Annotated in this window: 25 protein-coding genes; 11 read left to right on the top strand and 14 right to left on the bottom strand. The window is 68.6% G+C overall.

Features of this window, described 5'->3' with window-relative positions; genetic code table 11:
- The first annotated feature begins 19 nt into the window (after positions 1-19).
- The 9 genes from MF270_RS04925 to MF270_RS04890 all read left to right on the top strand — a co-directional run bounded on the left by MF270_RS04925 (position 20) and on the right by MF270_RS04890 (position 10940).
- Positions 20-376 (top strand): DUF3467 domain-containing protein, encoded by a 357-nt coding sequence (locus MF270_RS04925; RefSeq protein WP_238364738.1) that lies wholly within the window; start codon positions 20-22, stop codon positions 374-376.
- Positions 345-2165, top strand: coding sequence for an RND family efflux transporter (locus tag MF270_RS04920; RefSeq protein WP_238364737.1), 1821 nt, complete (start codon positions 345-347; stop codon positions 2163-2165). The genes MF270_RS04925 and MF270_RS04920 overlap by 32 nt, the downstream gene beginning before the upstream one ends.
- On the top strand, positions 2162-4333 hold the full coding sequence (locus MF270_RS04915) for a PqqD family peptide modification chaperone (protein WP_238364736.1): 2172 nt from the start codon (positions 2162-2164) through the stop codon (positions 4331-4333). Before MF270_RS04920 ends, MF270_RS04915 begins: the two co-directional genes overlap by 4 nt.
- Complete coding sequence (locus MF270_RS04910) at positions 4330-6243, top strand: preprotein translocase subunit SecA (protein WP_238364735.1); 1914 nt, start codon at positions 4330-4332, stop codon at positions 6241-6243. The genes MF270_RS04915 and MF270_RS04910 overlap by 4 nt, the downstream gene beginning before the upstream one ends.
- Positions 6240-7031, top strand: coding sequence for an efflux RND transporter periplasmic adaptor subunit (locus tag MF270_RS04905; RefSeq protein ID WP_238364734.1), 792 nt, complete (start codon positions 6240-6242; stop codon positions 7029-7031). Before MF270_RS04910 ends, MF270_RS04905 begins: the two co-directional genes overlap by 4 nt.
- Positions 7032-7183: 152 nt before the next feature.
- A complete protein-coding gene (locus tag MF270_RS28150; RefSeq protein WP_272490673.1) occupies positions 7184-7306 on the top strand; it encodes a hypothetical protein in 123 nt (40 codons plus the stop codon).
- 21 nt (positions 7307-7327) lie between these two features.
- Positions 7328-9145, top strand: a complete 1818-nt coding sequence (locus MF270_RS04900) for a hypothetical protein (RefSeq protein ID WP_238364733.1) — start codon at positions 7328-7330, stop codon at positions 9143-9145.
- The gene (locus MF270_RS04895; RefSeq protein ID WP_238364732.1) at positions 9109-9600 is read left to right on the top strand and encodes a hypothetical protein; all 492 of its coding nucleotides are present in this window, start codon (positions 9109-9111) and stop codon (positions 9598-9600) included. The genes MF270_RS04900 and MF270_RS04895 overlap by 37 nt, the downstream gene beginning before the upstream one ends.
- A complete protein-coding gene (locus tag MF270_RS04890; RefSeq protein WP_238364731.1) occupies positions 9597-10940 on the top strand; it encodes a type 2 periplasmic-binding domain-containing protein in 1344 nt (447 codons plus the stop codon). Before MF270_RS04895 ends, MF270_RS04890 begins: the two co-directional genes overlap by 4 nt.
- Here the strand turns inward: MF270_RS04890 and hpaR are convergent.
- The 7 genes from hpaR to MF270_RS04855 form a co-directional block, all read right to left on the bottom strand.
- Positions 10937-11395 (bottom strand): homoprotocatechuate degradation operon regulator HpaR, encoded by a 459-nt coding sequence (gene hpaR / locus MF270_RS04885; RefSeq protein WP_238364730.1) that lies wholly within the window; start codon positions 11393-11395, stop codon positions 10937-10939. The genes MF270_RS04890 and hpaR overlap by 4 nt on opposite strands.
- A gap of 68 nt (positions 11396-11463) precedes the next feature.
- On the bottom strand, positions 11464-12762 hold the full coding sequence (locus MF270_RS04880; protein WP_238364729.1) for a TRAP transporter large permease: 1299 nt from the start codon (positions 12760-12762) through the stop codon (positions 11464-11466).
- Positions 12759-13277, bottom strand: coding sequence for a TRAP transporter small permease (locus MF270_RS04875; RefSeq protein WP_238364728.1), 519 nt, complete (start codon positions 13275-13277; stop codon positions 12759-12761). The genes MF270_RS04880 and MF270_RS04875 overlap by 4 nt, the downstream gene beginning before the upstream one ends.
- A 62-nt stretch (positions 13278-13339) precedes the next feature.
- Positions 13340-14428: a TRAP transporter substrate-binding protein DctP gene (gene dctP / locus MF270_RS04870; protein WP_238364727.1), complete on the bottom strand. Its 1089-nt coding sequence runs from the start codon at positions 14426-14428 to the stop codon at positions 13340-13342.
- Between the two features lie 25 nt (positions 14429-14453).
- Positions 14454-15335 (bottom strand): amidohydrolase family protein, encoded by an 882-nt coding sequence (locus MF270_RS04865; RefSeq protein WP_238364726.1) that lies wholly within the window; start codon positions 15333-15335, stop codon positions 14454-14456.
- Positions 15326-15808, bottom strand: coding sequence for a MarR family winged helix-turn-helix transcriptional regulator (locus MF270_RS04860; protein WP_238364725.1), 483 nt, complete (start codon positions 15806-15808; stop codon positions 15326-15328). The genes MF270_RS04865 and MF270_RS04860 overlap by 10 nt, the downstream gene beginning before the upstream one ends.
- On the bottom strand, positions 15808-16584 hold the full coding sequence (locus MF270_RS04855; RefSeq protein WP_238364724.1) for a crotonase/enoyl-CoA hydratase family protein: 777 nt from the start codon (positions 16582-16584) through the stop codon (positions 15808-15810). Before MF270_RS04855 ends, MF270_RS04860 begins: the two co-directional genes overlap by 1 nt.
- A gap of 100 nt (positions 16585-16684) precedes the next feature.
- Between MF270_RS04855 and MF270_RS04850 the strand changes: the two genes are divergently transcribed.
- Positions 16685-18526 (top strand): feruloyl-CoA synthase, encoded by a 1842-nt coding sequence (locus MF270_RS04850; protein WP_238364723.1) that lies wholly within the window; start codon positions 16685-16687, stop codon positions 18524-18526.
- A gap of 96 nt (positions 18527-18622) precedes the next feature.
- Here MF270_RS04850 and MF270_RS04845 read toward each other — a convergent pair whose 3' ends face one another.
- From MF270_RS04845 to infC, 4 genes are all read right to left on the bottom strand, one after another.
- Positions 18623-20350 (bottom strand): methyl-accepting chemotaxis protein, encoded by a 1728-nt coding sequence (locus MF270_RS04845; RefSeq protein WP_238364722.1) that lies wholly within the window; start codon positions 20348-20350, stop codon positions 18623-18625.
- A 24-nt stretch (positions 20351-20374) separates the two neighbouring features.
- Positions 20375-20950 (bottom strand): hypothetical protein, encoded by a 576-nt coding sequence (locus MF270_RS04840; RefSeq protein WP_238364721.1) that lies wholly within the window; start codon positions 20948-20950, stop codon positions 20375-20377.
- Between the two features lie 101 nt (positions 20951-21051).
- Positions 21052-21645, bottom strand: a complete 594-nt coding sequence (locus MF270_RS04835) for an SAM-dependent methyltransferase (protein WP_238364720.1) — start codon at positions 21643-21645, stop codon at positions 21052-21054.
- A gap of 97 nt (positions 21646-21742) precedes the next feature.
- Positions 21743-22237, bottom strand: a complete 495-nt coding sequence (gene infC / locus MF270_RS04830) for a translation initiation factor IF-3 (protein ID WP_238364719.1) — start codon at positions 22235-22237, stop codon at positions 21743-21745.
- A gap of 245 nt (positions 22238-22482) precedes the next feature.
- On the opposite strand from infC, the gene MF270_RS04825 reads away from it, so the two are divergent.
- Positions 22483-23316, top strand: coding sequence for a translation initiation factor 3 (locus MF270_RS04825; RefSeq protein ID WP_238364718.1), 834 nt, complete (start codon positions 22483-22485; stop codon positions 23314-23316).
- A gap of 77 nt (positions 23317-23393) precedes the next feature.
- On the opposite strand, the gene MF270_RS04820 is transcribed toward MF270_RS04825, so the two are convergent.
- From MF270_RS04820 to MF270_RS04810, 3 genes are all read right to left on the bottom strand, one after another.
- Positions 23394-24248, bottom strand: a complete 855-nt coding sequence (locus tag MF270_RS04820; RefSeq protein ID WP_238364717.1) for a ferredoxin--NADP reductase — start codon at positions 24246-24248, stop codon at positions 23394-23396.
- Between the two features lie 117 nt (positions 24249-24365).
- Complete coding sequence (locus MF270_RS04815) at positions 24366-24779, bottom strand: DUF934 domain-containing protein (RefSeq protein ID WP_238364716.1); 414 nt, start codon at positions 24777-24779, stop codon at positions 24366-24368.
- Positions 24776-25552: a phosphoadenylyl-sulfate reductase gene (locus MF270_RS04810; RefSeq protein WP_238364715.1), complete on the bottom strand. Its 777-nt coding sequence runs from the start codon at positions 25550-25552 to the stop codon at positions 24776-24778. Before MF270_RS04810 ends, MF270_RS04815 begins: the two co-directional genes overlap by 4 nt.
- Between the last annotated feature and the right edge of the window lie 2 nt (positions 25553-25554).

The following is a 25554-nucleotide window of genomic DNA, read 5'->3' as shown; positions in this document are numbered from 1 at the left end:
ATTATGTCAGGATATTGAGATGACCGAGACCAAGGACAAGGCCAAGGCCACGCCCAAGGACGACGCGGCCGAGGCCAAGGCCGAGACCAGCGCGCCGCAGATGCCCCCCTTGGGGACCGCCGTCCCGCGCGTGCGCTGGGACGACAGCGACATGGGCTCGTCCTTTGCCAACGTGGTCAACGTGCTGGCCACGCGCGAGGAAATGACGCTGCTCTTCGGCACCAACCAGACCTGGAACGCCACCGGCCAGGAAGAGCTGGTCGTGCGCCTTTCGGACCGCATCGTGCTCTCGCCCTACGCGGCCAAGCGCCTGTCCCTCCTGCTCGATCGGCGCGTCAAGGAATATGAACAGCTTTTCGGCAAACTCGACGTCTGAACCGGCCGCGCCGCTGTCTGCCCATGTGCTCTTTGCCATGGGCTGGACGGCGGGCCAGGCCCGCGAGTTGGGAGAGGGCGCCTCGGTCCTCCTGCTCGTGCGCGAACCCGACGGGGTTCTGCGCCCTCAGGGCCGTGCGCCGTCGGACTGGGACCCGTCCGAGCCGGTGCGCGCCGCCGTGGGCGCCGTGGCCGAACATGGCAAGCCCGCCCTGCGCCAGGCCGGGCCGGGGCGCGTGGCCGTCGCCATGGCGATCAACGCGGGCGGCACCCTCGCTGTTGCAGCGGCCGAGATCCCGGCCGAGACGCCCGAGGCCGGCACCCGCGCGCTGACCCGCCTGCAGTGGGGCGCGGCGGGGGTCGAGGCGCATCTGCACCGCCAGTCCCTGCGCGACCTGCCCGTGGCACCCCAGGCGACTCGCGATGACGGCCCGATCCGCGCCCTGCGCCTGCTGGCCCGGGCGCTGGAAACACGCGGCTACAAGGACGCCGCCCGCACCGCCGCGACCGAGCTGGCGCTGGCCTTCGGCGCCGATCGTGTCGCCATCGCCCGCGCAAGGCGGCGGGGGGCGAAGATCGAGGCGATGAGCCATGTGGCCGACACCGCCGGCCGCTCCCGCGCGCTCGACCTGCTGACCGCCGCCGCCGACGAGGCGCTGGACCAGCGCGACGCCGTCACCTGGCCCGCGGGCGACGATGCCGCCGCCCTGTCGCGCCGCCAGTCCGAGGCGCTGGCCCGGGCCAGCGGCAGCGGCTCGGTCGCGGCGCTACCCATCGGCGACATCCAGGACCCCTGGGGCGTGATCCTGGCCGAATTCGCCGACCCGGACGCCGCCGCCCGCCACCTTGCCGCGCTCGACATCGCCGGCGACGCGCTGGCGCCCCTGCTTGAGGTCAAGCGCCGCGACGATCGCTTCTGGATCACCCGGGCTTTCGAGGGCATCGCCCATGCGCTTGGCCAGGTCCTTGGCCCCAAGGCGCTGGGCTGGAAGCTGGCCGCGCTGGTGCTGATCGGGCTGGTGATCGCCGGGGCCACCGTCACAGCGCCCGCGCGCGTGACGGCGGATGCCGAGATCACCTCGGACGGCCGCGTCGTCATCTCGGCCCCCTTCGACGGCTTCCTCGACGAACGCCTCGTGCGCGTGGGCGACCGGGTGGTGCAGGGGCAGGAACTCGCCCGCCTCGACGAACAGGAGCTGCAGCTCGACCGCCTGCGGCAGGAGGCGACCCGCCGCCAGAAGGAGATCGAGCGCGACGCGGCCGTGGCCCAGAACGACCGCGCCGCCCTGTCGGTCCTGACCGCCGAGATCGCCGAAATCGACGCCCAGCTCGCGCTGGTCAATGCCCAGCTCGAGGCGGGGCGGATGCGCGCGCCCTTCGACGGCACGGTCACGCTGGACCAGACCGAGGGCAAGGTCGGCGCCCCCGTCGCGCGCGGGGCCGAGCTGATGGTGCTGGCCCCGCTGGAACGGCGCAGCCTGACGCTGCACGTGCCCGACGCCGCCATCGACCGCGTCGCCGTGGGGCAGGCGGGCACGCTGCGCCTCTCGGCCATGCCGGACCGCGCGCTGCCCTTCGAGGTCACGCAGGTGACCCCGCTGACCGAGGCGCGGGATGGCGAAAACACCTTCCGCGTCAACGCCGAGCTGACGGGCGAGGTGCCCCCCGACCTCGGCCTCGGGATGGAGGGCGTCGCCAAGGTCGTCACCGGCCGCGACCTCTGGGTGCTGACCTGGGCCAAACCCTATGCCGAAAGCCTGCGCCTCAAGCTCTGGAGCCTCTGGCCATGAGCGCGCCCACCCAGGACGCGCCGCTCTTTTCGCCCTATTGGTACAAGGTCGAGGGCATCGCGCCGCGCCTGCGCCCCGGCGTTCGTGTGACGCGGCGGGTGGAACAGGGCGAGGTCTGGCACATCCTGTCGGCCCCCGAGACCAACCGCTTTTTTCGCCTGGATGCGGCGAGTTACGCGATCATCGGCGCCTTTGACGGGCGGCAGACGCTGGATGCGATCTGGCGCCGGGTGCTCGACCGCTTCGGCGACGGCGCGCCGGGGCAGGACGAAACGATCCGGCTGCTGGGCCAGCTGCACCAGGCCGATGCGCTGAACGCCGGCACCGCGCCCAGCCTGGCCGAATTCGGCCACCGCGCCCGGCGGATGCAGCGCCAGAAGATCGTGCAAAAGCTGAAATCCCCGCTCTTCATCCGGGTGCCGCTATTCGATCCCGTCCGCATCATAAACGCCACCTATCCCTTTGTGCGGCCGCTGTTTTCCTGGGTCGGCCTGCTGCTCTGGCTGATGGCCGTCACATGGCTTGCCGTGCAGGCCGTGACCCATTGGGACACCTTGAGCGGCGCGATCATCGACCGCGCGCTGGCGGCCGACAACCTGCTGGTGGCGGCGCTGGTCTTCCCCTTCGCCAAGGCCCTGCACGAGATGGCCCACGGCTGGGCCGTGCGCCATTGGGGCGGGCAGGTGCGCGAATTCGGCATCATGTTCCTGGTCTTCCTGCCCGCGCCCTACGTCGACGCGTCCGAGGCCGCCGCCTTCCGCTCGCGCCGGGCGCGGCTGGTGGTGGGCGGCGCCGGCATGATGGCCGAGGCGCTGCTGGCCACGCTCGCCATGTTCGTCTGGCTGAACGCCGAGACGGGTGCGGCGACGGCCATCGCCTTCAACACGCTGCTGATCGCGGGGGTCTCGACCTTCCTCTTCAACGGCAATCCGCTGCTCCGTTTCGACGCCTATTTCATGCTGTCGGACCTCATCGGCGTGCAGAACCTGGCCGGGCGCAGCCAGAAATGGTGGGGCTGGCTGCTGCACGCCAAGCTCTACGGCATGGACAGCTGGGAGAATCCCGCCCGCACCCGGTCCGAGACCTGGTGGTTCGCGCTTTATCATCCGCTTTCCTATGCTTACCGGATCTTCCTCACCCTCTCGATCGCACTGTTTGTGGCGCAGACTTACCGCGTCGTCGGGCTGGCGCTGGCGACCTGGTCGGTGACCTCGACCATCGTGCTGCCCATCGCGCAAGGGGTCTGGCACCTGGTCACCAACCCGCGGCTGACGACCAACCGGCGCAAGGCCTGGGGCGTAACCCTGCTGTTGGTCGGCATCCCGGCCGCGCTGCTGACACTGGTGCCGCTGCCCCATGGCACCGTCGCGCCGGCTACCGTGGTCGCGCCTGACTCTGCCCGAATCGCGGCGCCGGTGCAGGCGCTGATCACAACGCGTGCCGTCCCCTCGGGCGCGCATGTGGATGGCGGCGCGGTTCTCGCCCGCCTCGGCGCGCCGCTGGCTGAAAACCAGCTGGCCGTGGTCGAAGCACGGCTGGAGACCGCGAACGCGCGGCTCGCCCGGTTCGAGGCGGACGCCGCCACCGGCGACCAGGCCGCACGGACCCGGGCCGAGATCGGCTACCTGGCCGAGGAGCAGGCCGAGCTGCAGGCCGACCTTGCTCGCCTTGCCGTCGCGGCGGATGCGCCCGGCCGCTTCCTTGCCCGGCCCGAGATCTTCGTGCCCGGCCGGGGCCTGTCGGAAGGGGCCGAGCTGGGCTTCCTTCTGCCCGATGCCGCGCGGGTCGACCTGCGGGCGGCCGTGCCTGCCTCCCGCATCGACCTTGTCAGCGCCGCGCCTGCCGCCGTTACCCTGCTGATCCCCGGCCGGGGCTTCGACGCGCTGCCTGCAACGCTCACCGCTCTGGCGCCCGAGGCGACGCGGCAGCTGGACCACCCGGGCCTCTCGCAGGCCGCTGGCGGGCCCCTGGTCATGGACCCCTCGGACGAGAATGCCCGCCGCACCGCGCAGCCCTTCCACCTGGCCGAGATCACCACCGACCTCGCCTTTTCCGACGTGGCAGTGGGCCAGCTGGTCTGGGTCCGCTTCGACCATGGCCTCACGCCGCTGGCGCCGCGCATCTGGCGGGCGATCCGCCAGACCTTCCTGTCGCGGCTCGCGCTATGAGCCTGCAACGCGCCCTGCCGCCGTTCCCGGATCACATCCGGACCGCTGCGCCGAAACGTGACGGGTTCGACCTGGGCCAATTTGCGCGCGGTGCCCTGGCCCCAGTCGCCACGAAACTGCGCGCGCGGGACGCCTGGACGCAGGCGCGCGGGGCCGAGCGGCATGCCGCGCCATGCGCCGGGCTGGACGACGCCGCGCTGAAATCGGAATGGCTGGCGCTGTCCTCTGCCGCCCGTCGCGGCGCGGGCGATCCGCCCAAACGCCTCGCCGCCCTGCGCGAGGTCACCCGCCGCGCCACCGGCCTTTTTCCGCACCCGGTCCAGCTGGTCGCCGCCACCGCCTTGTCGAACCGCACCGGCGTCGAGATGGCGACCGGCGAGGGCAAGACACTGGTGACGATTATGGCTGCCGCGCTTCAGGCGGCCGAGGGCTGGCCCGTCCACGTCATCACCGCCAACGATTACCTCGCGCTGCGCGACCTCGAGGAAGGGCGCGCGCTGTTCGACTGGCTGGGCCTCACCTGCGGCGGGATCGACCCCGACGCGACCCCGCCCGACCGGCGCGAGATCTACGCCTGCGACATCGTCTATGCCTCGTCCAAGGAAATCGCCTTTGACCACCTCAAGGACCGGATCGCCCATGGCGATGCCTCGACCCTGGGGCTGAAGCTGGACGCGCAATGGGGCCGGGGCGAGGCGCCGATCATGCGCGGGCTCTGGTCCGCCATCGTGGACGAGGCCGACAGCGTGATGATCGACGAGGCGCGCACGCCGCTGGTGATCTCGGCCCCCTCGGGCAATGCAGAGATGGCGACGGTGGCGAAGCAGGCGGTCTGGCTGGCGCGGCTGCTGGGCGAAGGCACCGACTACACGCTCGCCCCCGGCAGCGACCGGCCCGTGTCGCTGACCGAGGAGGGCGAGGCGGTGGTCGCCGGCACCTCCGAAGACCTGGGCGGCGTCTGGTCCGGCCGCCGTCGCGCGCGCGAGCTGGCGGAACGTGCGCTTTACGCGCTGCACATCCTGACGCGCGACGTGCATTACATCTTGCGCGAGGGCAAGGTCGAGATCGTGGACGAGAACACCGGCCGCGTCATGCCCGACCGCACTTGGTCCGAGGGGCTGCACCAGATGGTCGAGGTCAAGGAGGGGCTGCCCCCGGGAGAGGAACGCGCGACGCTGGGCCGGTTGACCTTCCAGCGGTTCTTTCGCCGTTACCTGCGGCTCTCGGGCCTGTCGGGCACGCTGGCCGAAACCGCGCGCGAGCTGCGGGCGACCTATGACCTGACGGTCATGCCCGTGCCGACACACCGCCCCAGCCAGCGCCGCCAGGGGCGGGTGGAGATCCTGCCGGACCTCGCGGCCAAGTGGGTCCGCGTGGCCGAACTGGCCGCCGAGCACCGGGCCGAGGCTCGCCCCGTGCTGATCGGCACCCGCACCGTCGAGGCGGCGGAGGAGGCCAGTGCGGCGCTGACCGCCCATGGCCTGCCGCACCGGGTCCTCTCGGCCCGGCAGGACGCCGAAGAGGCCGAGATCATCGCCGGCGCGGGCATCGCGGGCACGATCACGGTGGCGACCAACATGGCGGGGCGGGGGGCGGACATCCGGCTGGATGAGGCCGCCCGCGCGGCCGGGGGGCTGACCGTCCTGTTGACTGAACGGCACGAGGCGGGGCGGATCGACCGCCAGCTGATCGGCCGCTGCGCGCGACAGGGCGATCCGGGGCTTTACGAATACCTGCTCTCGGCCGAGGATCCGATCCTGGGGCAGGACCCGCCGGCGCGCCCGACGGTGCGGGATTTCGACCGCGCACAAGCGCGGGTCGAGGCGGTCCATGCCCGCCAGCGCGCCGATCTGAACCGGATGGAGGATGGCTTGGACGACATGATGGCATTTGCCGGGGGGCTGGAATGAAACGGTTTGCGTTCTTGGCCCTGTTGGCTGCATCGCCGGTGGCTGGGCAGGAGGCGATCAGCTGCATCCTGCGCCCTGCCGACGAGCTCGAGATCGCGCCGCCCGTGGCGGGGCTGCTCGAAGAGATGAGCGTCGACCGCGGCGACCGGGTCGAGGCCGGGCAAGTGCTGGGCCGCATCGAGAGCCGGGTGCAGGAGGCGCAGCTGGCCGCCGCTCGCCACCGATCGGAAAGCATGGCCGCGATCCTCGCCCGGCAGGCGCAGCTGGCCGATGCCGAGCGGCGGCTGGCGCAGCTGCAATCGCTGTCGGACCGCGGCGTGGCCTCGCAGAACCAGCTGAACGAAGTGCTGGCCGAAACGGAAGTCGCCCGCGCCCAGCTGGCCGAAGCCGAGGATGCGCAGTTCGCCTCGCGCATCGAAGTCGAGGCCGCCGAGGCCGCGCTGGCCCTGCGCACCATCGTGGCACCGGTGTCGGGCCGCGTCCTCGCGCGCCATGTGGACCCGGGCGAATACGCGGCCGCCGACGAGCCGATGCTGGAAATCGTCAACGTCTCCACGCTGTACGCCGAGGCGCTGCTGCCCGCTGCCGCCTACGGAGAGGTCGCGCGGGGCGACGCCGTCACGGTCGTGGATGCCGACCGCGACACGTCGCGTGCGGGCGAGGTCACGGCCGTGGACCCGGTGATCGACGCCGCCTCGCGCAGCTTCGGGTTGCGGGTGCGGATCGACAATGCCGACGGCGCCTTTACCGCCGGCACGCGCTGCCTTTTGGGGTTCGAACAGGGGTAGGAACCGCGGAGGCTACGCGCGGGGGTGGCGTCGGGAAAGCCAACGTTTACGCGGGGTTGTGCGGCTGTCGTGGGGCATTCCCTCAAAAGTTGTTCCAAAAGCGGTTTCATGATACCATTGCGAATGTTTTTCAAGCCATTGGATGTCGAATCATGCCCGCAAGATTGATGATAGCCGCTGCGGCTGCTCTCGCCCTGGCCTTCGGCTTTGCCATTTCGGCACCGGACGAGGTCGAGGCAGGGCCCTGCAACCCGTCCGTTCAAGAATGCGTCTGACGCCACCGCGTCGCCCCTGACATGAACGGGAACGTGGACCAGTGGATCTACGTTGGCGTTGTCATCCTCGGCGCCTGCACCCTGCTGGTCGAAGCCAACCGCAACTTTTCGCGGGTCGGCCAGAACGACCCCTTTGCCGTCTTTCCGATCCTGCGTGATGCGCGCGTGTCCGATCTGTGCTCGGGCCGGGAATGGATCGCGGGATACCTGCTGTACTCGCTGCTTTACATCCTCGCCTACGCGGTGCTGCTCAGCTGGGCCGAGCTGCTCGAGCTGGTCACGAGGGCCGAGTTCGCGCGCGGCCAGGTGGGCGCGACGGGCGGGGTGCTGAACCCGGTCACCGACCCGTTCAACCTGTCCGAGCTGGGCTATGGCAAGCCGATCTTCATCTCGGCCTTCCTGATCTCGCTGTTCTCGATCAACGCCATGCGCCCGGTCGAGGAAACCCTGCGCGGCCTCGCGCAGCGGCTGGCCGGCATCCCGCATGGCATCTTCCGGGTGATCCACGACCTGTCGGGCATCCGCTGGCAGACCTTCCTGCAAGAAGCCGAAGAGGCACGGGTCGAACGCGAGAAGCTGCGCAAGCGCCGCAAGGGGCGCGCCGCCGCCCGCATCCCCGCGCAGCCCGACAAGATCAAGTGCAACGTGCCGACCCCGCTGCTGAGCGAGTTCACCCAGGTCGAGGCCGGCTGGGACCCGGCGATCCATGCCCGGATCGAGGACCGGATCGACATGAACCAGGCCCGCGACGCGCTTTACGCGGTCGATTTCCTGGCGCCTTCGGTGAGCGGCGCGGTCAGCCAGCTGTACTTTCCCGCCCAGACCCTGGCCAAGGTGGACACCCTGGTCCAGACCTTCGAGGCCGAGAGGGACAAGCTGCGCGCCCGGCTCAAGGGGCTGCGCGAGCCCGGCGATTTCGACAGCGTGGACGAGTTCGAAGGCGCGATGTCGGATTTCCAGCAGCGCGCGCTTCTGCTCAAGAACAGCGCCTCGGCCCTGTTCGCGGTGCATTACATCCGCAACAACCGCTCGATCAAGGAGACCCGCAGCGACGACCCCTACGGCGTGCTGCAGGACCATATCCAGCGCGAATACAACGCCGAGCACAATTCCTTTGCCATGTCGGTCTTCCTCGCGATGCTCTGCGGGTTCCTCCTGAGCCTCGGCGCCTACATGCTGTGCGATTGGCGCCTGCCCAGCTCGGCCAACACGGCCGGGCTGGACCCGCAGATCGAGACGCGGGTCGACCGGCACGCGGCCGGCGCGACCACGGAATCCGCGCGGGCCGCCGCGCAACAGGCGGACTGGGTGACCATCTGCACTGCCTTCTGGGTGCAGGACGCGGGCGCGGTGCCGCTTGAATGCCGGGCGGGCTGGGCGACCGATTCCGGAACCGGCGAACGGGTCGCCGTGGCGCTGGGCTACGACCAGTCCAGGGGGCTCGTCGCCGTCAGCGAACGGCCCTCGGCCTTTACCCTGCTGGCGCCTCGGCCCGCGACCGTCCGGACCTGCGCGGCCCTGCCGGCGGGCGGCGACGCCGCCACGATCTGCGCCGGAATCGTCCGCGACGCCAAGAAGGCGATGATCAACGCGCGGCTCGGGATCTACGCGAAATCGGCGCTGTGGACGGTGCTGAAATGGGGCGTCGCGGTCTTCATGGCGGTCTCGGCCGCGCTGCTGATGTGGGAAATGCGCAAGGATGCCAATTCCTGGAAGCCGTGGGATTTCAAGCGCTTTCCCTTCATCCGCTTCTTTGCCATCTCGATCCTGCCGTCGCCTTGCTGTTCGTGGGGCTGGGGCTGGTGGATTTCGTCAACCTCTGGATCGCCAGCGGGCTGACCGTCAGCAAGGCCGAGATCATCTTTTTCGTGCGCGGCAACGGCCCCTACCTGATGTCGATGATGCTGAGCGGCTTCGTCCTGTGCTTCGGTGCCATCGCGATGATGGACCAGCACGACAACTGGAGCGCCCGGCGCACCATGTTCGCGGCCTTCACCTGCATCGCGATCTTCGTCTTGCTGGCCGCCTTCCTGATCCGCATGACCTTTGGCCAGGGGCCCTATTACCTGGTCGAAGGCGAGTTCTTCGACCGCTTCACCCGCGAGGTCGTGTCGGAAAGCGCCGTCGTGATCTGGTTCCTGTTCTTCTTCGGCCTGTTCCTCGAGGGGTCCGAGACCCCCGAGGAGGTGTTCGACGCGGATCCTGCGCCGGGGCGGCTGAAGCGCGGCATGCAATGGATGCGCGAGACCGGCGGCCGGATGACCCGCGGCTCGCAGGAGGTCGCGGGAGAATGATGCGTCCAGGCCCGTTTGCGCTGATCCTGGCCCTGGCCCTTGCGACGCCGGGGGGCGCGGCCGACGGGCCCGGGGCGGGCGGCGATGCGGCGCGGGCCACGCTCGACGCTGCCGGGCAGGACAGCTGCCGCGCGCAGGGCAAGAAGCTTTGCGTCGGCGTGCGCAGTCATTCGCGGCCCTTCTCCTACCGGTCCGAGCGGATGATAGACGTGGCCACCCATGCCGCGCTCGGGCCCCTGGGGCGCGACCGCTACACCGGCTACGTGATCAAGATCTGCGATGCCGTGCTGACCGAGATGGTATCCGCCGACCCCGAGCTTGGCATCGACGACATCGGCGTCTTCGACATCGACGAGGCGCGACGGAACGGGCGGGCCGCGGGCGGGGACATCCGCTTTACCGGTCTCGGGGCCGAATTCGACATCCTCTGCGATCCGGCCACGATCACTAACGAGCGCCGCGTCGACCTCGTGGTGTCGGCGCCGATCTACCTGACCGGGATCTCCTACATCACCCCGCGGGATTTCGGGCCGCCGCAATCGGCCTGCGGCACCCGGGGGCTGATCGGCATGGTCGGGCAGACCACCGCGCAATCCTACGGCCTGTCCGCGCTGATCGAAGCGCAGGAATTGCCGGCCTACAAGAGCGTGCTGGTGGCCACCCAGCGCGGAACCGTCGTCTGCGCGCAGGAAGGCGACCCCTACGAGGAACTGCAAGCGGCCCTCGACAAGGTGGTTGCCGAGACGGCGGCGGCGGCCAGGGTCGCGGCTGGCAAGGACGAGGCCACCGAGGAGGCACCCGAGCCCACCGCCCCGGCCAACCTGGCGCAGCTGCCCGACATCCGGCCGGTGCGCATCTACGACAGCCACGACGCGGCCGCGCGGGATTTCTGCAGCAAGCAGTTCCACTACTACCTCGGCGATCGCGAGATCATCCGCGAGCAGGCCGATGCCATCCCCGGCTGCGAATTCGACGGCGGGGTCGAGACCTATACCGAGGATCGCTATGCCATCTTCGGCAAGGCCATGCAGGACGTGGCGGTCTGTTCGCGGGTGTCGAAATGGCAGGCACGGGCGCTTGCCGTGCTGACGCCCAGCGCTTTCGAGAGCCTCGCCGCCGCCTTCGGCACCGAGGGCAAGGCGACCTGCGAGGCGGGTGCGGCCATCGACATCGAACGGCGGCTGCGGGTGGCGAGTTTCTTCGAGATCCTGGCGCGCAAGACGCTGGGCTACCCGTCGCTGCTGGACCAGGCCTACGAGGAGACCTTCCAGGACACGCCGAAAAGCGACAAGCTCAAGACCTTCTTCCGCAACGTGCGGGGCACGCCGCGCAACCGCTAGTCGCGGGGGCCGAGGGCCTGCACCAGGTGGTCGAGCTCATCCAGCAGCGCCTGCACCCGGTCGGGGCCGATGGCGGCCTCGATGCGGGCGTAGATCTCGGCGCTTTGCGGGGCGACCTGGTGCAGGAAATCGGTGCCCTCGGGCGTCAGGCAGATCAGCTGGCGCCGCCCGTCGTCCGGGTCGCGTCGCACGGTCAGGAACCCGCGCGTCTCGAGCGTCTTGAGCATCCGCGTCAGCGACGGAGGCAGGATGCAGGCGTGGGCGGCCAGCTGGCTGGCGTCGGTCTCGCCCGTCTCCTGCAGCACGCGCAACACGCGCCATTGCTGCTCGGTCACGCCGACGCTGCCCAGCATGGGGCGGAACCGTTCCATCACCGTCTCGCGCGCGCGCAAGAGCGCGATGGCCAGTGTGCGCTGCGTATCCGCCAGCTCGAACCCGTCCCGGTGGTCTGCCATGCGCCTCTGTTCCCGTTCCTCCGATCCGTTCCCCTTGCGGCAGAACGGGTCGGTTTACAAGGAAAACGTCACATGAGCCCGGGCAGGAACAGCACCAGCGCGGGAAAGCCGATGGCAAGTGCCACCACGACGATATCGGCCACGAGGAAGGGGATCACGCCCTTGAAGACCTGCGTCGTCGTCACGTAGTCCGAGGCGACGTTCCGGATGACGAAGACGTTCAGCCCCACGGGCGGCGTGATCATCCCGATCTCGAGCAGCTTGACCACCAGCACGCCGAACCACACGAGCGAGATGTCCTGCGCCTCGAGCACCGGCAGGAAGACCGGCAGGGTCACCAGCATGGCGCCGAAGGGCTCCATGAAGGTGCCGAGGATCAGGTAGATCACCACGATGACCAGCATCAGGCTGAGATAGCTGAGGTCGGCCCCGGCCACGGCCAGAGCGATGAAATTCTGCACGCCCGAAAGGCCGAGGAAGCGGGTGAACATGGTCGCGCCGATGCCGATGATCAGCAACGAGCCGGTGGTCGTCACCGTTTCGATCAGCGAACGCGAAATCGCGGTGCGGGTCAGCCGGCCGGTGACGGCGGCGATGATAACGGTGCCCAGCGCGCCGACCGCGCCCGCCTCGGTCGCGGTGAAGAGCCCCGAGAAGAGCCCGCCGAAGACCAGCAGGACCAGCGCGCCGATGGGCAGCAGCTGGACGAAGACGCGGGCACCTTCGCCGGGGGCGACGGGGGCGCGGGGCGGGATCACGTCGGGGCGGGCGTAGCTGATCGCCAACACGACCACGGCGTAGGAGATGGCGGTCAGGATGCCGATGGTCAGCCCGCCGACAAAGACCTGCGTGACCGAGGTTTCGGCGATGATGCCGTAGATGATCATCAGGATCGACGGCGGGATCAGCGCGCCGATGGTGCCGCCCGCGGCGATCGAGCCGGCGGCGATCGACGGACGGTAGCCGGCCTGCACCATCTCGGGGATGGCGATGCGGCCCATGGCGGCGGCGGTCGCGACCGACGAGCCCGAGACGCTGGCAAAGGCCGAGCAGGCGAAGATCGACGAGATCGCGAGCCCCCCGGGCAGCCGGGCGAGGAAGACCTTGGCCGCCTCGAACAGCCCGGCCGTGAGGCCGGTGTGGAAGGCGACGAAGCCCATCAGCAGGAACATGGGCACCGCGCTCATGGTCCAGCTGGCGACAAAGGAATAGGGGGTGTTGGTCAGGATGCCCATGGCCGGACGCAACCCGATCATCGCCCAGATCCCCGAGAAGGACACGATGATCAGCGCCAGTGCCACCGGCAGGCGCAGCAACAGAAGCACTCCCAGCGCGGCGACGCCCCAAAGACCGATTTCGACGCTCATTTCGCGGCCTCTTCAAGCGGGGTGCCGATATAGGGGTGCAGGCGGCCGATGGACAGCAGGGCGCAGATCAGCGCCGCCAGGGTAAAGCCCACGGCCGGGAAATAGAACGAATGCCAGACCGGCATCTTGTAGGTGGCGATCTCGACCAGCGTGCCGGTCCGGGTCTCGGCCAGGGCCTTGCCCCAGTTGGTCCAGGCCAGCAGGGCATAGACCACCGTGGCCACGACCATCACCAGGAAATCCGACACGCGGCGGGTGCCGGGGGTCAGGGCGAAATCGAGCAGCTCGACGGAAATCATGTCGCGGCGGATCTCGAGCCAGGCCAGTGGCAGAAAGGCCAGGGCGGTCATGTAGTAGCGGGCAACGATCTCGGGCACGGTGTCGAGAGACACCCGGAACGCGTTGCGCAGGACCACGTCGAGGCAGATGTGCAGCATCATCGCCACGACGGCGAGCGCGCTGAGATAGCCCATGACCTTGGCCACTTGGGCGGCGAATGTGACGAGGCGTGCCATGTCGGTCTTTCTTGATGAAGGACGACCCGCCCCCGCGCAGGGGGCGGGCCGACACAAGAGGATCACATCCCGTAGGTTTCGAAATCGACCTTCGCCCAGATCTCGTCCCAGGCGCGGGCGGCCAGGGCTTCGGGGTCGTTGCCGATCTCGTCCACGATGGCGGTCCACTTTTCGACCAGCTCGGCGAACTGGGCCGATTCCGCGCTTTCGGCGGCGCGGGCGGCGGCGTCCTCTTCGGCGAAGGCGTTCGAGGCGGCCAGGAAGTCCTCGGCGGGCTCGATCACCTCGATGTCGGTGCCAGCGACGGCTTCACGCGCGGCGGCGGGCAGCTGGAAGCCCCAGCGGTCGGTCAGCTGCGGGTTGCCGCGGTTGGCGGCGCGGGCCAGCTTCATTCGCTGGTCGGCCGAAAGGCCCTTCCAGACGTCGGCCGAGATCGTGAAGTTGCTGGTGACGTGATAGGTGCCGAGCGGCACGTTGGTCACGTACTTGGCCACGTCCACGAGGCGATAGGACAGCATGTCGACGATCGACGCCATGGTGCCGTCGATGGTGCCCTGGCTCATCGCCTCGAAGGTGTCGCCCACCGGCAGGTTCACCGGGGTCGCGCCGAAATGCTCGGCCCAGCGCGAGTAGGGCGCACCGCCCGACCGCAGGCGCATCCCCTTGAGGTCATCGAGGGTGCGGATCGGCTTGGTGGTCAGCAGCACGTAGACGTCCGAAGAGCCCGAGCCCATGAACACGGCGCCGAACTTCTTGTACTCGTCCTGGCAGGGCGCGCAGGTGACGCCGAACTCGGTCATCGCCCAGCCCATCGCGTGCGAGCTGCGGCCCAGCAGCGCGAGGTCCCCGGCCTTGCCGGTCAGCGGGAAATCGGCGGCAAAGTACAGCGGCAGCGAGTTGCCGACCTGCGCCAGGCCGGTCTGCAGCGCGTCCTTCATCTGCGGCAGCGACACAACTTCCGGCCCGATGATGGTGCCGGTGAAGGCGCCGTCCGTTTCCTCGGACAGGAAACCGGCGAATTTTTCGTACATGTAATGTGCCGGGTGCGGGCCCGGTGCGGCAGGGGCCAGCATCAGGTTCTCGGCCTGGGCCGCGGTCCAGGCCATCCCGGCCGCAAGGGCCAGCCCGGTCAGTTTCAGAGCTTTCTTCATCTCATGTCCTCCCATGATGCGCCCTTCAGAGGTTCAGCAACCTCTTTGCGTTTTCTTTCAGGATGAGCGGGCGAACCTCATCCCGGAACGGTGCAGCCTCGAAATCCTTGAGCCAGCGGTCCGGCGTGATCGCCGGCCAGTCGCTGCCGAACAGCATCTTGTGTCGCAGCATCGTGTTGGAATAACGGATCAGGATTTCGGGAAAATACTTGGGCGACCAGCCGCTGAGGTCGATGTAGACGTTGGGCTTGTGCTGGGCGACCGCCAGTGCTTCCTCCTGCCAGGGGAAGGCGGGGTGCGCCATGATGATCTTGAGATCGGGGAAATCGACGGCCACGTCGTCGATGGCCATGGGGTTGGAATATTTCAACCGCATCCCCATTCCGCCGCGCATGCCGCTGCCCACGCCGGTCTGGCCGGTGTGGAACAGGGCGACGACGCCCTCTTCCTCGAGCACCTCGTAGAACGGATAGGCCATGCGGTCATTGGGCCAGAAGCCCTGGAAGGTCGGGTGGAACTTGAAGCCACGCACGCCGAAATCCTTGATCAGGCGCCGCGCCTCGCGGGCGGCCATCTTGCCTTTCCACGGGTCGATGCTGGCAAAGGGGATCAGGATGTCGTCATTCTCGGCGCAGATGGTCGCGACTTCCTCATTGGAATAGCGGCGAAAGCCCGTCTCGCGCTCGGCGTCGACGGGGAAGATCACCGCGCCGATCCTGCGCTCGCGGAAATACTGCGCCGTTTCCTGCACCGTGGGCAGCATCCCCTCGGCCCCGGCCGGGTTCTTGAAATACCGGGCCATCCCGGCCTGGAACTCGTTGTAGCCATCGTCGCGATGGGTGCAGCAGGGTTCTTCGGCGTGGGTGTGGACGTCGATGGCAATCAGGTCGTCGAGATTCAGCGGCATGTGTCTTCCTTTTCCAGCCCGGTAAAGCGGCGCAACAGGCCGGTCAGGGCGTCGAAATCCTCGGGGGACAGCAGGTCCCGTTCGCGGGTGTGAAAGGCCATGAAGGCCGGCTTGTGGCGGGCCACGAAATCCGTCCCCTCGGGTGTCAGGGACAGGTCCACCACGCGGCGGTCTTCGCGCGACGGGGCCCGCTGCACGAGACCCGCCTTGACCAGCCGGCTGACCAGCTTGGTCATATGCGCGGGCTTGATCGACAGCACGCGGGCGAGGCTCCCCTGCGCCAGCGAGCCGTTCAGCGACAGCACCCAGAGCAGGGTGAATTCGCCCGGCTTGATTCCTTCGCCGGCGAGGTCCTCGAAGAACGCATCGAACACCCGGACCTGCGCGAGGCGCAGCAGGAACCCCAGCGACCCCGAAAGCGAGCCCAGCTCGATCTCGGCCTCGGCCGTGGTCGTCCGCGCGACCTGGTTCATCAGCTTTCGCCCGGCCGCGCGACCTTGCCGGCCTTCTTGCTGAGGAATGCGTTCAGGCGCGCCTCGGCTTCGGGGCTGGTGGCGGTGAAACTTGAGACGAAGCTTTCGACGAAGAGGCCGTCGTCGGTGGCCATGTCGTTGATCCGGGGCAGGGCGTTGATGATCGCGTAGTTCGAGATCTCGGCATTGGTCGCGGCCTGTGCGGCCAGGGCCACGGCCTTTTCGACCGCTTCGCCCTCGGGGACCACGTATTGCACGAGGTTCCAGCGCTCGGCCGTGTCCGCATCGACGGTGCGGCCGGTCAGCATCATGTCCTGCATCCGCGCCACGCCCATCAGGCGGGCGCTGCGCACCGAGGCGCCGCCGCCGACGAAGATGCCGCGCTGCCCCTCGGGCAGGCCAAAAAACGCCGTGGAGTCAGCGACCCGGACGTGGACAGAGGAGGCCAGCTCCAGACCGCCGCCGACCACCGCACCATGCAGCGCGGCGAACCAGGGCAGCTTGCCCTTCTGGATCCACCCAAAGACCTCGTGCCAGCGGCGCGAGCCGTGCACGCCTTCGAACGGGGTCTTCTTGACATGCTCGGCCAGGTCCAGCCCGGCGCAGAAATGAGGGCCGTGCCCGTAGATGACGCCGGCCTTGGCAGTGTCCTCGGCCCAGCGGATCGCGGTCGCAAGCTCTTCCACAAACCGGTCGGAAATGGCATTCCTCTTCTCGGGACGATTCAGACCGATCACGGCAACATCGCCGCGCAATTCCTGCGTCAGGTACTCCATTCGGTGATTTTCCTCCCTTGTGCGACTCGGGGTCGCCTGCCAAACATTATCCGTGGAAAACATTTCCGCGTAAACTATTTTGTCGAGTGGGAGGCACGACATGACCGACGCACCGATCCGTCCGGTCCGGCTTTGGCAGCCGGATGTGAAATGGGAAAAGCGCAGCGACGGCTCGATCATCGTCTGGCAGGAGGGCGAGCTGCTGACCTACCCGGCGCGGATCGCCGACCGGGTCCGGTTCTGGGCCGATTACGATGCCAAGCGGCTGTGGATGGCCGAGCGGGACGCCACGGGGGCCTGGGCCGGCGTCACCTATGGCGAGCTTTACCTCAAGATGTACGCCATCGGCCAGGTGCTGCTGGACCTCAAGCTCTCGGTCGAGCGGCCGCTGGTGATCCTGTCCGGCAACTCGGTCGCCCATGGCATGATGGCGCTGGCCGCGCAGTTCGTCGGCATCCCCTCGGCCGCCATCGCACCGGCCTATTCGCTGGTCTCCAAGGATTTCGAAAAGCTGAAATCGGTGCGTGACCAGATCACGCCGGGCGCCGTCTTTGCCGAGAACATGGACGACTACGCCGCAGCGGTCGAGGCGGTCTTCCCGGACCTGCCGCGGCTGGGCAAGTCGGGCGCGGGGCTGCACATCAGCTGGCAGGACATGCTGGCCACCGAGGCCTCGGACCGGGTCGAAGCCGTGCGCACCGCGGTCGCCCCGAAAAGCGTGGCCAAGTTTCTCTTTACCTCGGGGACCACGGGCTCGCCCAAGGCGGTCATCCAGACGCACCTCATGCTTTGTGCGAACATGGAGATGATGACCGATTGCTATGACTACCTGCGGGACGAGCCGCCGATCATCCTCGATTGGGCGCCCTGGAACCACGTGGCGGCCGGCAACCTGGTGTTCAACGCGGCGGTCTACAACGGCGGAACCTTCTACATCGACGGCGGGCGGCCCACCCGGGACGGCATGGCCGAGACGATCCGCAACCTGCGCGAGATCAACACCAACTGGTACTGGAACGTGCCGGCGGGCTACGAGATGCTGCTCGAGGCGATGCGTGACGATGCGGAGCTGGCCCAGGCCTTCTTCAGGGATCTCAAGCTGATGTACTATGCCGGGGCGGCGATGGCGCAGCACACCTGGGACGAGCTCGAGGAGATGTCGATCAAGACCACAGGGCAGCGGGTGATCCTGGCGACCGGCCTTGGCGCCACGGAAACCGCGCCCTTTGCGCTGTTCAACACCGATCCGGCGGCCGGGCCGGGCAACGTTGGCGTGCCGGCGAAAGAGCTGCAGCTGAAGCTGGTCCCGAACGAGGGCAAGTGGGAGGCGCGGGTCAAGGGCCCGTCGGTCACTCCGGGCTACTGGCGCAACAAGGCGCTGAGCGAGGAGGCGTTCGACAAGGACGGGTTCTACTGCCTGGGCGATGCGCTGCGCTTTGCCGATCCGGAGGACCCGTCCAAGGGGTTCTTCTTTGACGGGCGGGTGGCCGAGAACTTCAAGCTGGGGACCGGCACCTGGGTCGCCGTGGGCGCGCTGCGCGCGACGCTGACCAATGCGCTGGGCGGGCTGGCGCGCGACGTGGTCGTGGTGGGCGAGGGGCATGACGAACTGGCCGCGCTGCTGGTGCCGTTCCGTCCCGCGCTCGAGGCGGCGGTCGCGGGCGGGGCCGAGATGTCCGACGCCGAGCTGATTGCCCATCCCGAGATCCGCGGCAAGGTGGCCGAGCGGCTGGCGGCCTACAATGCCAAGGCGACCGGGTCCTCGCTGCGGGTGCCACGGGCGATGTTCCTGGTCGATCCGCTCGACCTCGACAAGGGCGAGGTGACGGACAAGGGCTCGGTCAACCAGCGCGCCGTGCTGCGCCACCGCGCGGCACTGACCGAAGTGCTGTATACCGACGATCCCGCGGTGATCGTCTCGGACGCGCCGCAGACCGCCTGAACCATCTGCCGATGACAGGAGACACCCGCGCCGGTCCCGGCGCGGGTGTTTTGGTTTCAGGCGGTGGGCAGGGGGGCCGCGCCGCCCCTTGCCGGCTCAGGCCGCGCGGGAGCTGTGCCGGGCCCGATCCTGCGCCCCGTCGAGCTGGAAGCGCGACACCAGCTCCATCAGCTGCTTCGCCTCGGAGGTCAGGTTGTGGGTCGAATTGGCCGTCTGTTCGGCCATGTGGGCATTGCTCTGGGTCACCTGGTCCAGCTCGCCCATGCCCGAGTTGATCTCGGTCAGGCCCGAGGATTGCTCTCGCGCGCTGATGGCGATTCCGCTGACGAGGTTCGCGATCTCGGTGATCCGGTCGCTGATCGACTGGAAGGTGTCGCCGGCCTTGCCGGCCAGCACCACGCCTTCCTCGACCTGGCGCGAGGATCCGGCGATCAGCTGGCCGATCTGCCGCGCCGCGTCCGAGCTGCGCTGCGCCAGCGCGCGCACCTCGCTGGCGACCACGGCAAAGCCCTTGCCCGCGTCCCCGGCGCGCGCCGCCTCCACGCCCGCGTTCAGCGCCAGCAGGTTGGTCTGGAAGGCGATGTCGTCGATCAGGCTGATGATGTCCTTGACCTGGTTCGAACTCTTGCCGATCTCGATCATCGCCTCGACGGCGCTGCGCACCACCGCGCTGCTGGTGTGGGCCGCGTTGCGGGCGTCATCGACCTGGGTCGCGACCTCGGTAGCCCCGTTCGAAGTCGAGGCGACGTTGGTCGAGAGCTCTTCCAGCGCGGCGGCGGTCTCCTCCAGCGTGGCTGATTGCGCTTCCGTCCGGCGCGACAGGTCGTCCGAGGACTGGCTGAGGTCCTGCGCCCCCGACAGGATCGTCCCGGCCGAGACCTGCACGTCGCGGATCACGTCGAGCATGTTGTCCACGGCCAGGTTGAAGTCGCTGCGGATCGCCTCGTAGGTCGGCGGAAAGGGCGTGTCGATGCGGCAGGCGAGGTTGCCATAGGCCATTGCCGTCAACCCGACACTGAGCGTCTGCACCACGTGGTTCTGTTCCTCGTGCGACTTCTCTGTCTCGCGCTCGGCCGCGCGAGCGGCCTGCAGCTTGGCCAGCAGCGTCTCCAGGTTGCGCGAGATGTCGCCGATCTCGTCCGACCGGGCCGAGGTCGGCACGTTCAGGTCATAGGTCCCCTCGGATGCGGCGGCGATCGCCTCCGACACGCCTTGCAGCGGCTTGCTGAGCATGACGCGCAGCAGCAGGGTCGATAGGGTGGTCAACACCGCAAAGATCGCCAGGGTGGTCAGCAATTGCTGCGTGCTCTGGCGCGAGATGTCGGCCATGACGCGGTCGGCCGTCCATTCGATCACGACACTGCCAAGGACGTTCTCACCCTTCAGGATCGGCTCGGCCATGATCATCCCGTCCGGGCTGGTCACGGAGGCCGCCTGCGCCAGAGCCGCCCGCCCGGCGTCCTGGACTGCCTGAGAGACGCTGCCGCCGGAGTTCGTCAGCACCACCCCCCCGGCGTCGAGCACAAGCGCCGAGACGGTCACGCTGGCATTCGCCTCGAGAGTCGAGGCGATCAGCGCCTCGACCCGATCGGCCGCCTTGAAGGCGACCGGCGCGGCCAGGTCCTCGGCCGCGGTGCGCGTTGACTGGGCAGCGAGGGACAGGATGCCGCCGACCGCGATCTGCCGGGTGTGCCGCATCTCCTGGACCATCATGACCAGCGCGACGATCAGGGTGGTCGCGGCCATGAGCGCCGTGCACTTCAGGAAGACCGACGCGGCAAGGCCCGTGCGACGGGTGGCGGGGCGGGTGTTCTGTCGCGCCATGAGCGGCTCCTGTCCTTCGGGTCCTTACATCAGCGCTTCGGCATTCAGGCCGACGGTCATGGCGCCGATGGCATCTCCGGTCTCGGGATCGCGGATGGTGATCGACAGCTGGGCCTGGAAGCGCTGGCTCGATTCGTCGAACTCGACCTCGCCGAAATGCACGGCATCGGGTCCGACGCCGAAGGTCTGCTGGAACTTGTCCTCGTCGCCCTGCCAGTAGTCCGAGGTGATGCCCGACGCGGCGGCGTTCATCCCATGTGCATCCATCACGAAGATCTCGGAGATGATGCCGACCGACCCGTCGACATGGTCGCGCAGGAAATCTGAGGCGGCGTTGTTCACCACCGGGTCTATGGTCGGGGTCGCGGCTGCGCCGACCTCCTTGCGCCATTGCGCATCCATCGCGTCGATCGCGGCCTGGTCAAGCGACGCATGTGCCGTGTTCTGTTCCTTGATCCGCGCGACGATCACCGGGTCCATGGCCCAGGTCAGCACCTCGGTCTCGAGGTAGCTGCGCATGGCCGGTTCGAATTCGTTTGCCTGCAGGGTGGTGGCGCCGAGCATCAGTGCGGCGGCTACGAACGGAAGGGTTCGTTTCATGGCGGTTTACTCCTCAGTACTTGCGGCCCGCCGGTGCGGCGGGACGAATGGCCGGAGCACCTTATGCGCACGTGGCTTTCAGAGGAGTTAAGATGCGTGAGTCACGCGGGTTTGCGAGCGACGAAGTCGATCAGCGCAGAACGCCCGGATTGGCCCGCGCCCGCGGCCAGATCGGCCTCGTAGGCGCGGCAGTCCCGCACCTCCCAGCCGACAAAGGCGGCGCGCAGGATCGTTTCGGTATACATGTTCTCGACCCGGCCCGGCCCGCCGGTGCCGCGCCCGACCTGGTCGGGCGTGTAGCCGTGCAGCAAGGCCGTGCCGCCGGGCGCCGTCGCGCCCTTGATTCGGTCGAAGATCTTGCGCCGCCCCTCGGGGCCGACGAACTGGATGAAGATCCCGGCCACCAGGTCATAGGTGCCCGGCCAGTCCCCGGCCAGCACGTCGCAGGTCCGGAAATCGACCGTCACCCCGCGCTCTGCGGCCAGTTTGCGCGCCTTGGCGATGGCCGAGGGCGCGTAGTCCAGCGCCGTCACCTGCATGCCGCGCTCGGCCATGAAGACCGAGTTGCGCCCCTCGCCATCGGCCACGGCCAGCGCGGTCCCGCCGGCAACCAGCAGGTCCTCATGTGTGCGCAGCACCTGGCTTGGCGCTTTGCCGTAAAGGTAGTCGCTGCCCTTGTACCGGTCTTCCCACATCCGCGCGCGATCGCTTGCGGTGAAACGCAGACGCCCCGCAAGCCGGGCTGCGGGGCGTCGAATTGTCGGCGGTCGCGTCAACGATCCCGGCCGGTGGTCACTTGCTGACCGGGCCGATCATCATGACCATCTGGCGGCCTTCCATCTTCGGCATGTTCTCGATCTTGCCGATTTCCTTCACGTCCTCCGCGACGCGTTCCAGCAGTTCGCGGCCAAGGTTCTGGTGCGCCATCTCGCGGCCGCGGAACCGCAGGGTCACCTTGACCTTGTCGCCGCCTTCGAGGAACCGGAAGACGTTGCGCATCTTCACTTCGTAATCATGGGTGTCGGTGTTGGGGCGGAACTTCACCTCCTTCACCTCGATGATCTTCTGCTTCTTGCGCGCTTCGGATTCGCGCTTCTGCTGTTCGTACTTGAACTTGCCGTAATCCATGATCTTGCAGACCGGCGGGTTCGCGTTGGGCGAAATCTCGACCAGGTCCAGCCCGACCTGCTCGGCCGCGGCAAGCGCCTTGGCCGGGGCGATCAGGCCGACGTTCTCGCCGTTCGGGCCGATCAGACGGATTTCAGTGGCCTTGATCCGCTCGTTCACGCGGGGGCCGGTTTCGCGCGTCGGGGGCGCGTTATGGGGGCGGCGGGCTATGGTGTCGTTCCTTTTATAGCCTTGGATTTTGAGCGCAGAAGGTAGTCTTTGCGGGCCTTCTGTTCAAGCGGCAAATCGGCTGGAAACCGCTTGATCGTCGGGGATTCGACTTGCGGTGGGCCGGGCGGCGGGATCAAAGGGCGCAAAGGCGGGGCCGGCCGTCGGACCCGCGGCGAACCGAGTCGAGGTTTCACATGAAGAACGCATGGATTGCAGGGGGCGCAGCGGTTGTCGTGGCCGTCGGGCTGACGCTGGTGCTGCGCGACGGGCAGGCGCCCGCGCCGGTCGAACCGGTTGCCGAAGAGCCCGTGACCGAGGCTGCCCCCGCGGCGCCCGTGTCGGCCGTGGATGAGGCGGCGGATGCCGTCGAGGGCGCGATGGAAGAGCTGACCGAAGGCGCGGCCGAGGCCGGCGCGGCCGTTCAGGAGGCGCTGGAGGACCTGGGCCAGGCGACGGACGAGGCGATGACCTCGGCCGAGGATCAGGCCGCCGAGGCCGTGGACGATGCCGGGGCCGCGGCCGAGCAGGCGGGCGACAGCGTGGCCGAGGCGGTCGGCGCGGCGGTGGAGGCCACCGGCGAGGCGGTCTCGGAGGCTGCGGCCGACGCGGCCGAGACCACGAGCGAGGCGCTGCAGGCGATCGGCGACATGACCCGGCCGGCGGGCGAGGATCATGCCACGGCCGAGGACATCGCCGATGCGCAGGCCGAGATCGCGGCGGCCGAAGCGGCCGTCGAAGAGGCGGCCACCGCCGAAGCTGCCGCCGCTGGCGCCGAAAGCGAGGCCGCGACGACCGGGGAAGCCGGGGCCGACGCGTCCGCGGATGCAACTGCCGGGGCCGCCGACCCGCTGGCCGAGGCGCTGACCGTCGAAGGCTTTGATCTTGACCGCGTCATCGAGGCGCTGGATGCCTCCGACCTCGGCATGGCCGAGAAGACGCTGCTGCAGACCGCGCTGCGCCAGGTGCAGGACAATCCCGAACTGCTCGAGGATACCCTGGCCCGCGTGCGCGAGGCGCTGGGGCTCTGAGCCTTCCAGGCGGCTGAAACGAAAGAAGGCCGCGCCTTGCCGGGCGCGGCCTTCGTCGTTCGGGGGCGGGCCTGCCGTCAGTCGAGGAAGGCCTTTTCCACCACGTAATGCTTGGGGTCCGAATTGGCGCCCTCTTCCAGCCCGTAACCTTCGAGCATCTCCTTGATCTCGAGGTTGAAGGCGAGGTTGCCGCAGACCATGGCGCGGTCGGTCTCGGGGTTCAGCGCCTCGGTGCCCAGATCGCGGAACGCCTCGCCCGAGCGCATCAGGTCGGTGATGCGGCCCATCTTGGCGCTCTCTTCGCGGGTCGTGGTCGGGTAGTACTTGATCTTCTTCCAGAAGCCCTCGCCGATCACCTCGCCCAGCAACTCGTCGGTCTTCAGCCCCTCGATCAGCTCACGGCCATAGGTCAGCTCGCCGGCCTCGCGGCAGGTGTGGGTGATGATGACCTCGTCGTAATCCTCGTAGGTCTGGGGCTCGCGCAGCAGGGAGGCAAAGGGCGCAAAACCGGTGCCGGTGGCAAAGAACCAGATCCGCTTGCCGGGCAGCAGCGCGTCATGGACCAGCGTGCCGACAGGCTTGGGGCGCAGGATGATCTCGTCCCCCACCTGGATATGCTGGAGCCGGCTGGTCAGCGGGCCGTCCTGCACCTTGATCGAGTAGAACTCGAGCTCTTCGTCCCAGGACGGGGAGGCGATGGAATAGGCGCGCAGCAGCGGCTTTTCCCGGCCGGTCTTTTCGTCGGTCTGCATCAGGCCGATCATCACGAACTCGCCCGAGCGGAAGCGCATCGAGGCCGGCCGCGTGCAGCGGAACGAGAACAGCCGGTCCGTCCAGTGCCTGACCTCGGTCACGCGCTGCGCGTCGGGCAGGGCCTTGGCTTTCGGGGCGGGCTTGGCTGTCGTCTCGGTCACGGGGCTCATCTCGGTCATGGTCACTGTTCACCGGCTGCTACAACCGATGCCTCTGATTTATCTATGATGCAGATCAGGTGAAAGGGGGCGCGTCGCCGCGCCGCCGGACGGCGACGCGGGGCGCTGCTGCCGCGCTCAGGCGCTGGCGCGCAGACGCGACTGGTAGTCGTGGGCCTGCCAGTCGGCGCGGAACACCCAGTCGCCTTCGGGCTGACGGGCGGCCAGCTCTTCGCTGATCTCGACCTCGTCGAACCCCGACCGGCGCGCCATGGCGTATTGGTCGGCGATCACGTGGCCCCGGGCCCGCAGGCGACCCTTGTAGCCGGCCAGACGCAGCCGTCGTGCGAGGGTGAACCCCCGCCCGTCGGCAAAGCTGGGGAAATCCACCCGGATCATCGCCAGGAGCGGCGCGGCCGCCAGCAGCGGCAGCGGATCCTGGTCCGAGGCGACGTCGAGCGCGGCTGTCTCGGCGCTGATGGTCTCGGCGGTGTCGAAGGCGCCGGTCCAGGTCTCGGGGCCAAAGCCCTTGTCGGTCACGATCACGCTCATCTGGCGTCTCCTTCTCTGATCATCCGGCCGTCCACGAGGTGGATGCCGCATTCGGTCTTGTCGCGCCCGCGCCAGCGTCCGGCCCGGGGGTCTTCGCCTTCGGCCACCTTGCTGGTGCAGGGGGCGCAGCCGATGGACGGATAGCCCTGGGCCACCAGCGGATGGCGCGGCAGGTTGTTCTGCGCCATGTACTCGGCCACGTCGCCGGGGCGCCAATGGGCCAGCGGGTTGACCTTGATCCGGCCATCGGGGTCGAGCTCGAAGAACTCCATCTGGGCCCGCTTGCCGCCCTGGAACCGCTTGCGGCCGGTGATCCAGCCGGCGAAATCCGCCAAGGCATTGTCCAGCGGTTCGGTCTTGCGCAGGGTGCAGCACAGGTCCTGGTCGCTGAACTTGAGTGCGCCGTAGGGGTCCCGCTCGGCCAGCCGGGCGGGGTCGGCCTTGATGGTGCGCACGTCCGTCAACTCGAGCCGCTCGGCCACGGTCTGCTGGTACTCCAGCGTCTCGGGGAACAGCAGCTCGGTGTCGATGAAGAGCACCGGCGTGCCGGGATCGACCGTCGATACGAGATGCAGCAGCGCCACCGATTCCGCGCCGAAGGACGAGACCATTGCGATCTCGCCAAAGGCCTTGTCGCGCAGGGCCACCTTCAGCACCGAGGTCGCCCCGTGGTGCCGGAACCTCGCGTTCAGCTCGGCCACGCGCGCCGCCTGGCGCGCATGTTCTTCGGCCCGTGGGTCGGGCTGGATCTGGGGGGCGGGTTGCGCGGTCATCA

Origin of the sequence: Mesobacterium pallidum (assembly GCF_019966535.1) — a bacterium.
Lineage (GTDB): Bacteria > Pseudomonadota > Alphaproteobacteria > Rhodobacterales > Rhodobacteraceae > Mesobacterium > Mesobacterium pallidum.
The sequence above is the reverse complement of the archived record's forward strand: the minus strand, read 5'-3'. Positions and strand labels throughout refer to the sequence as shown.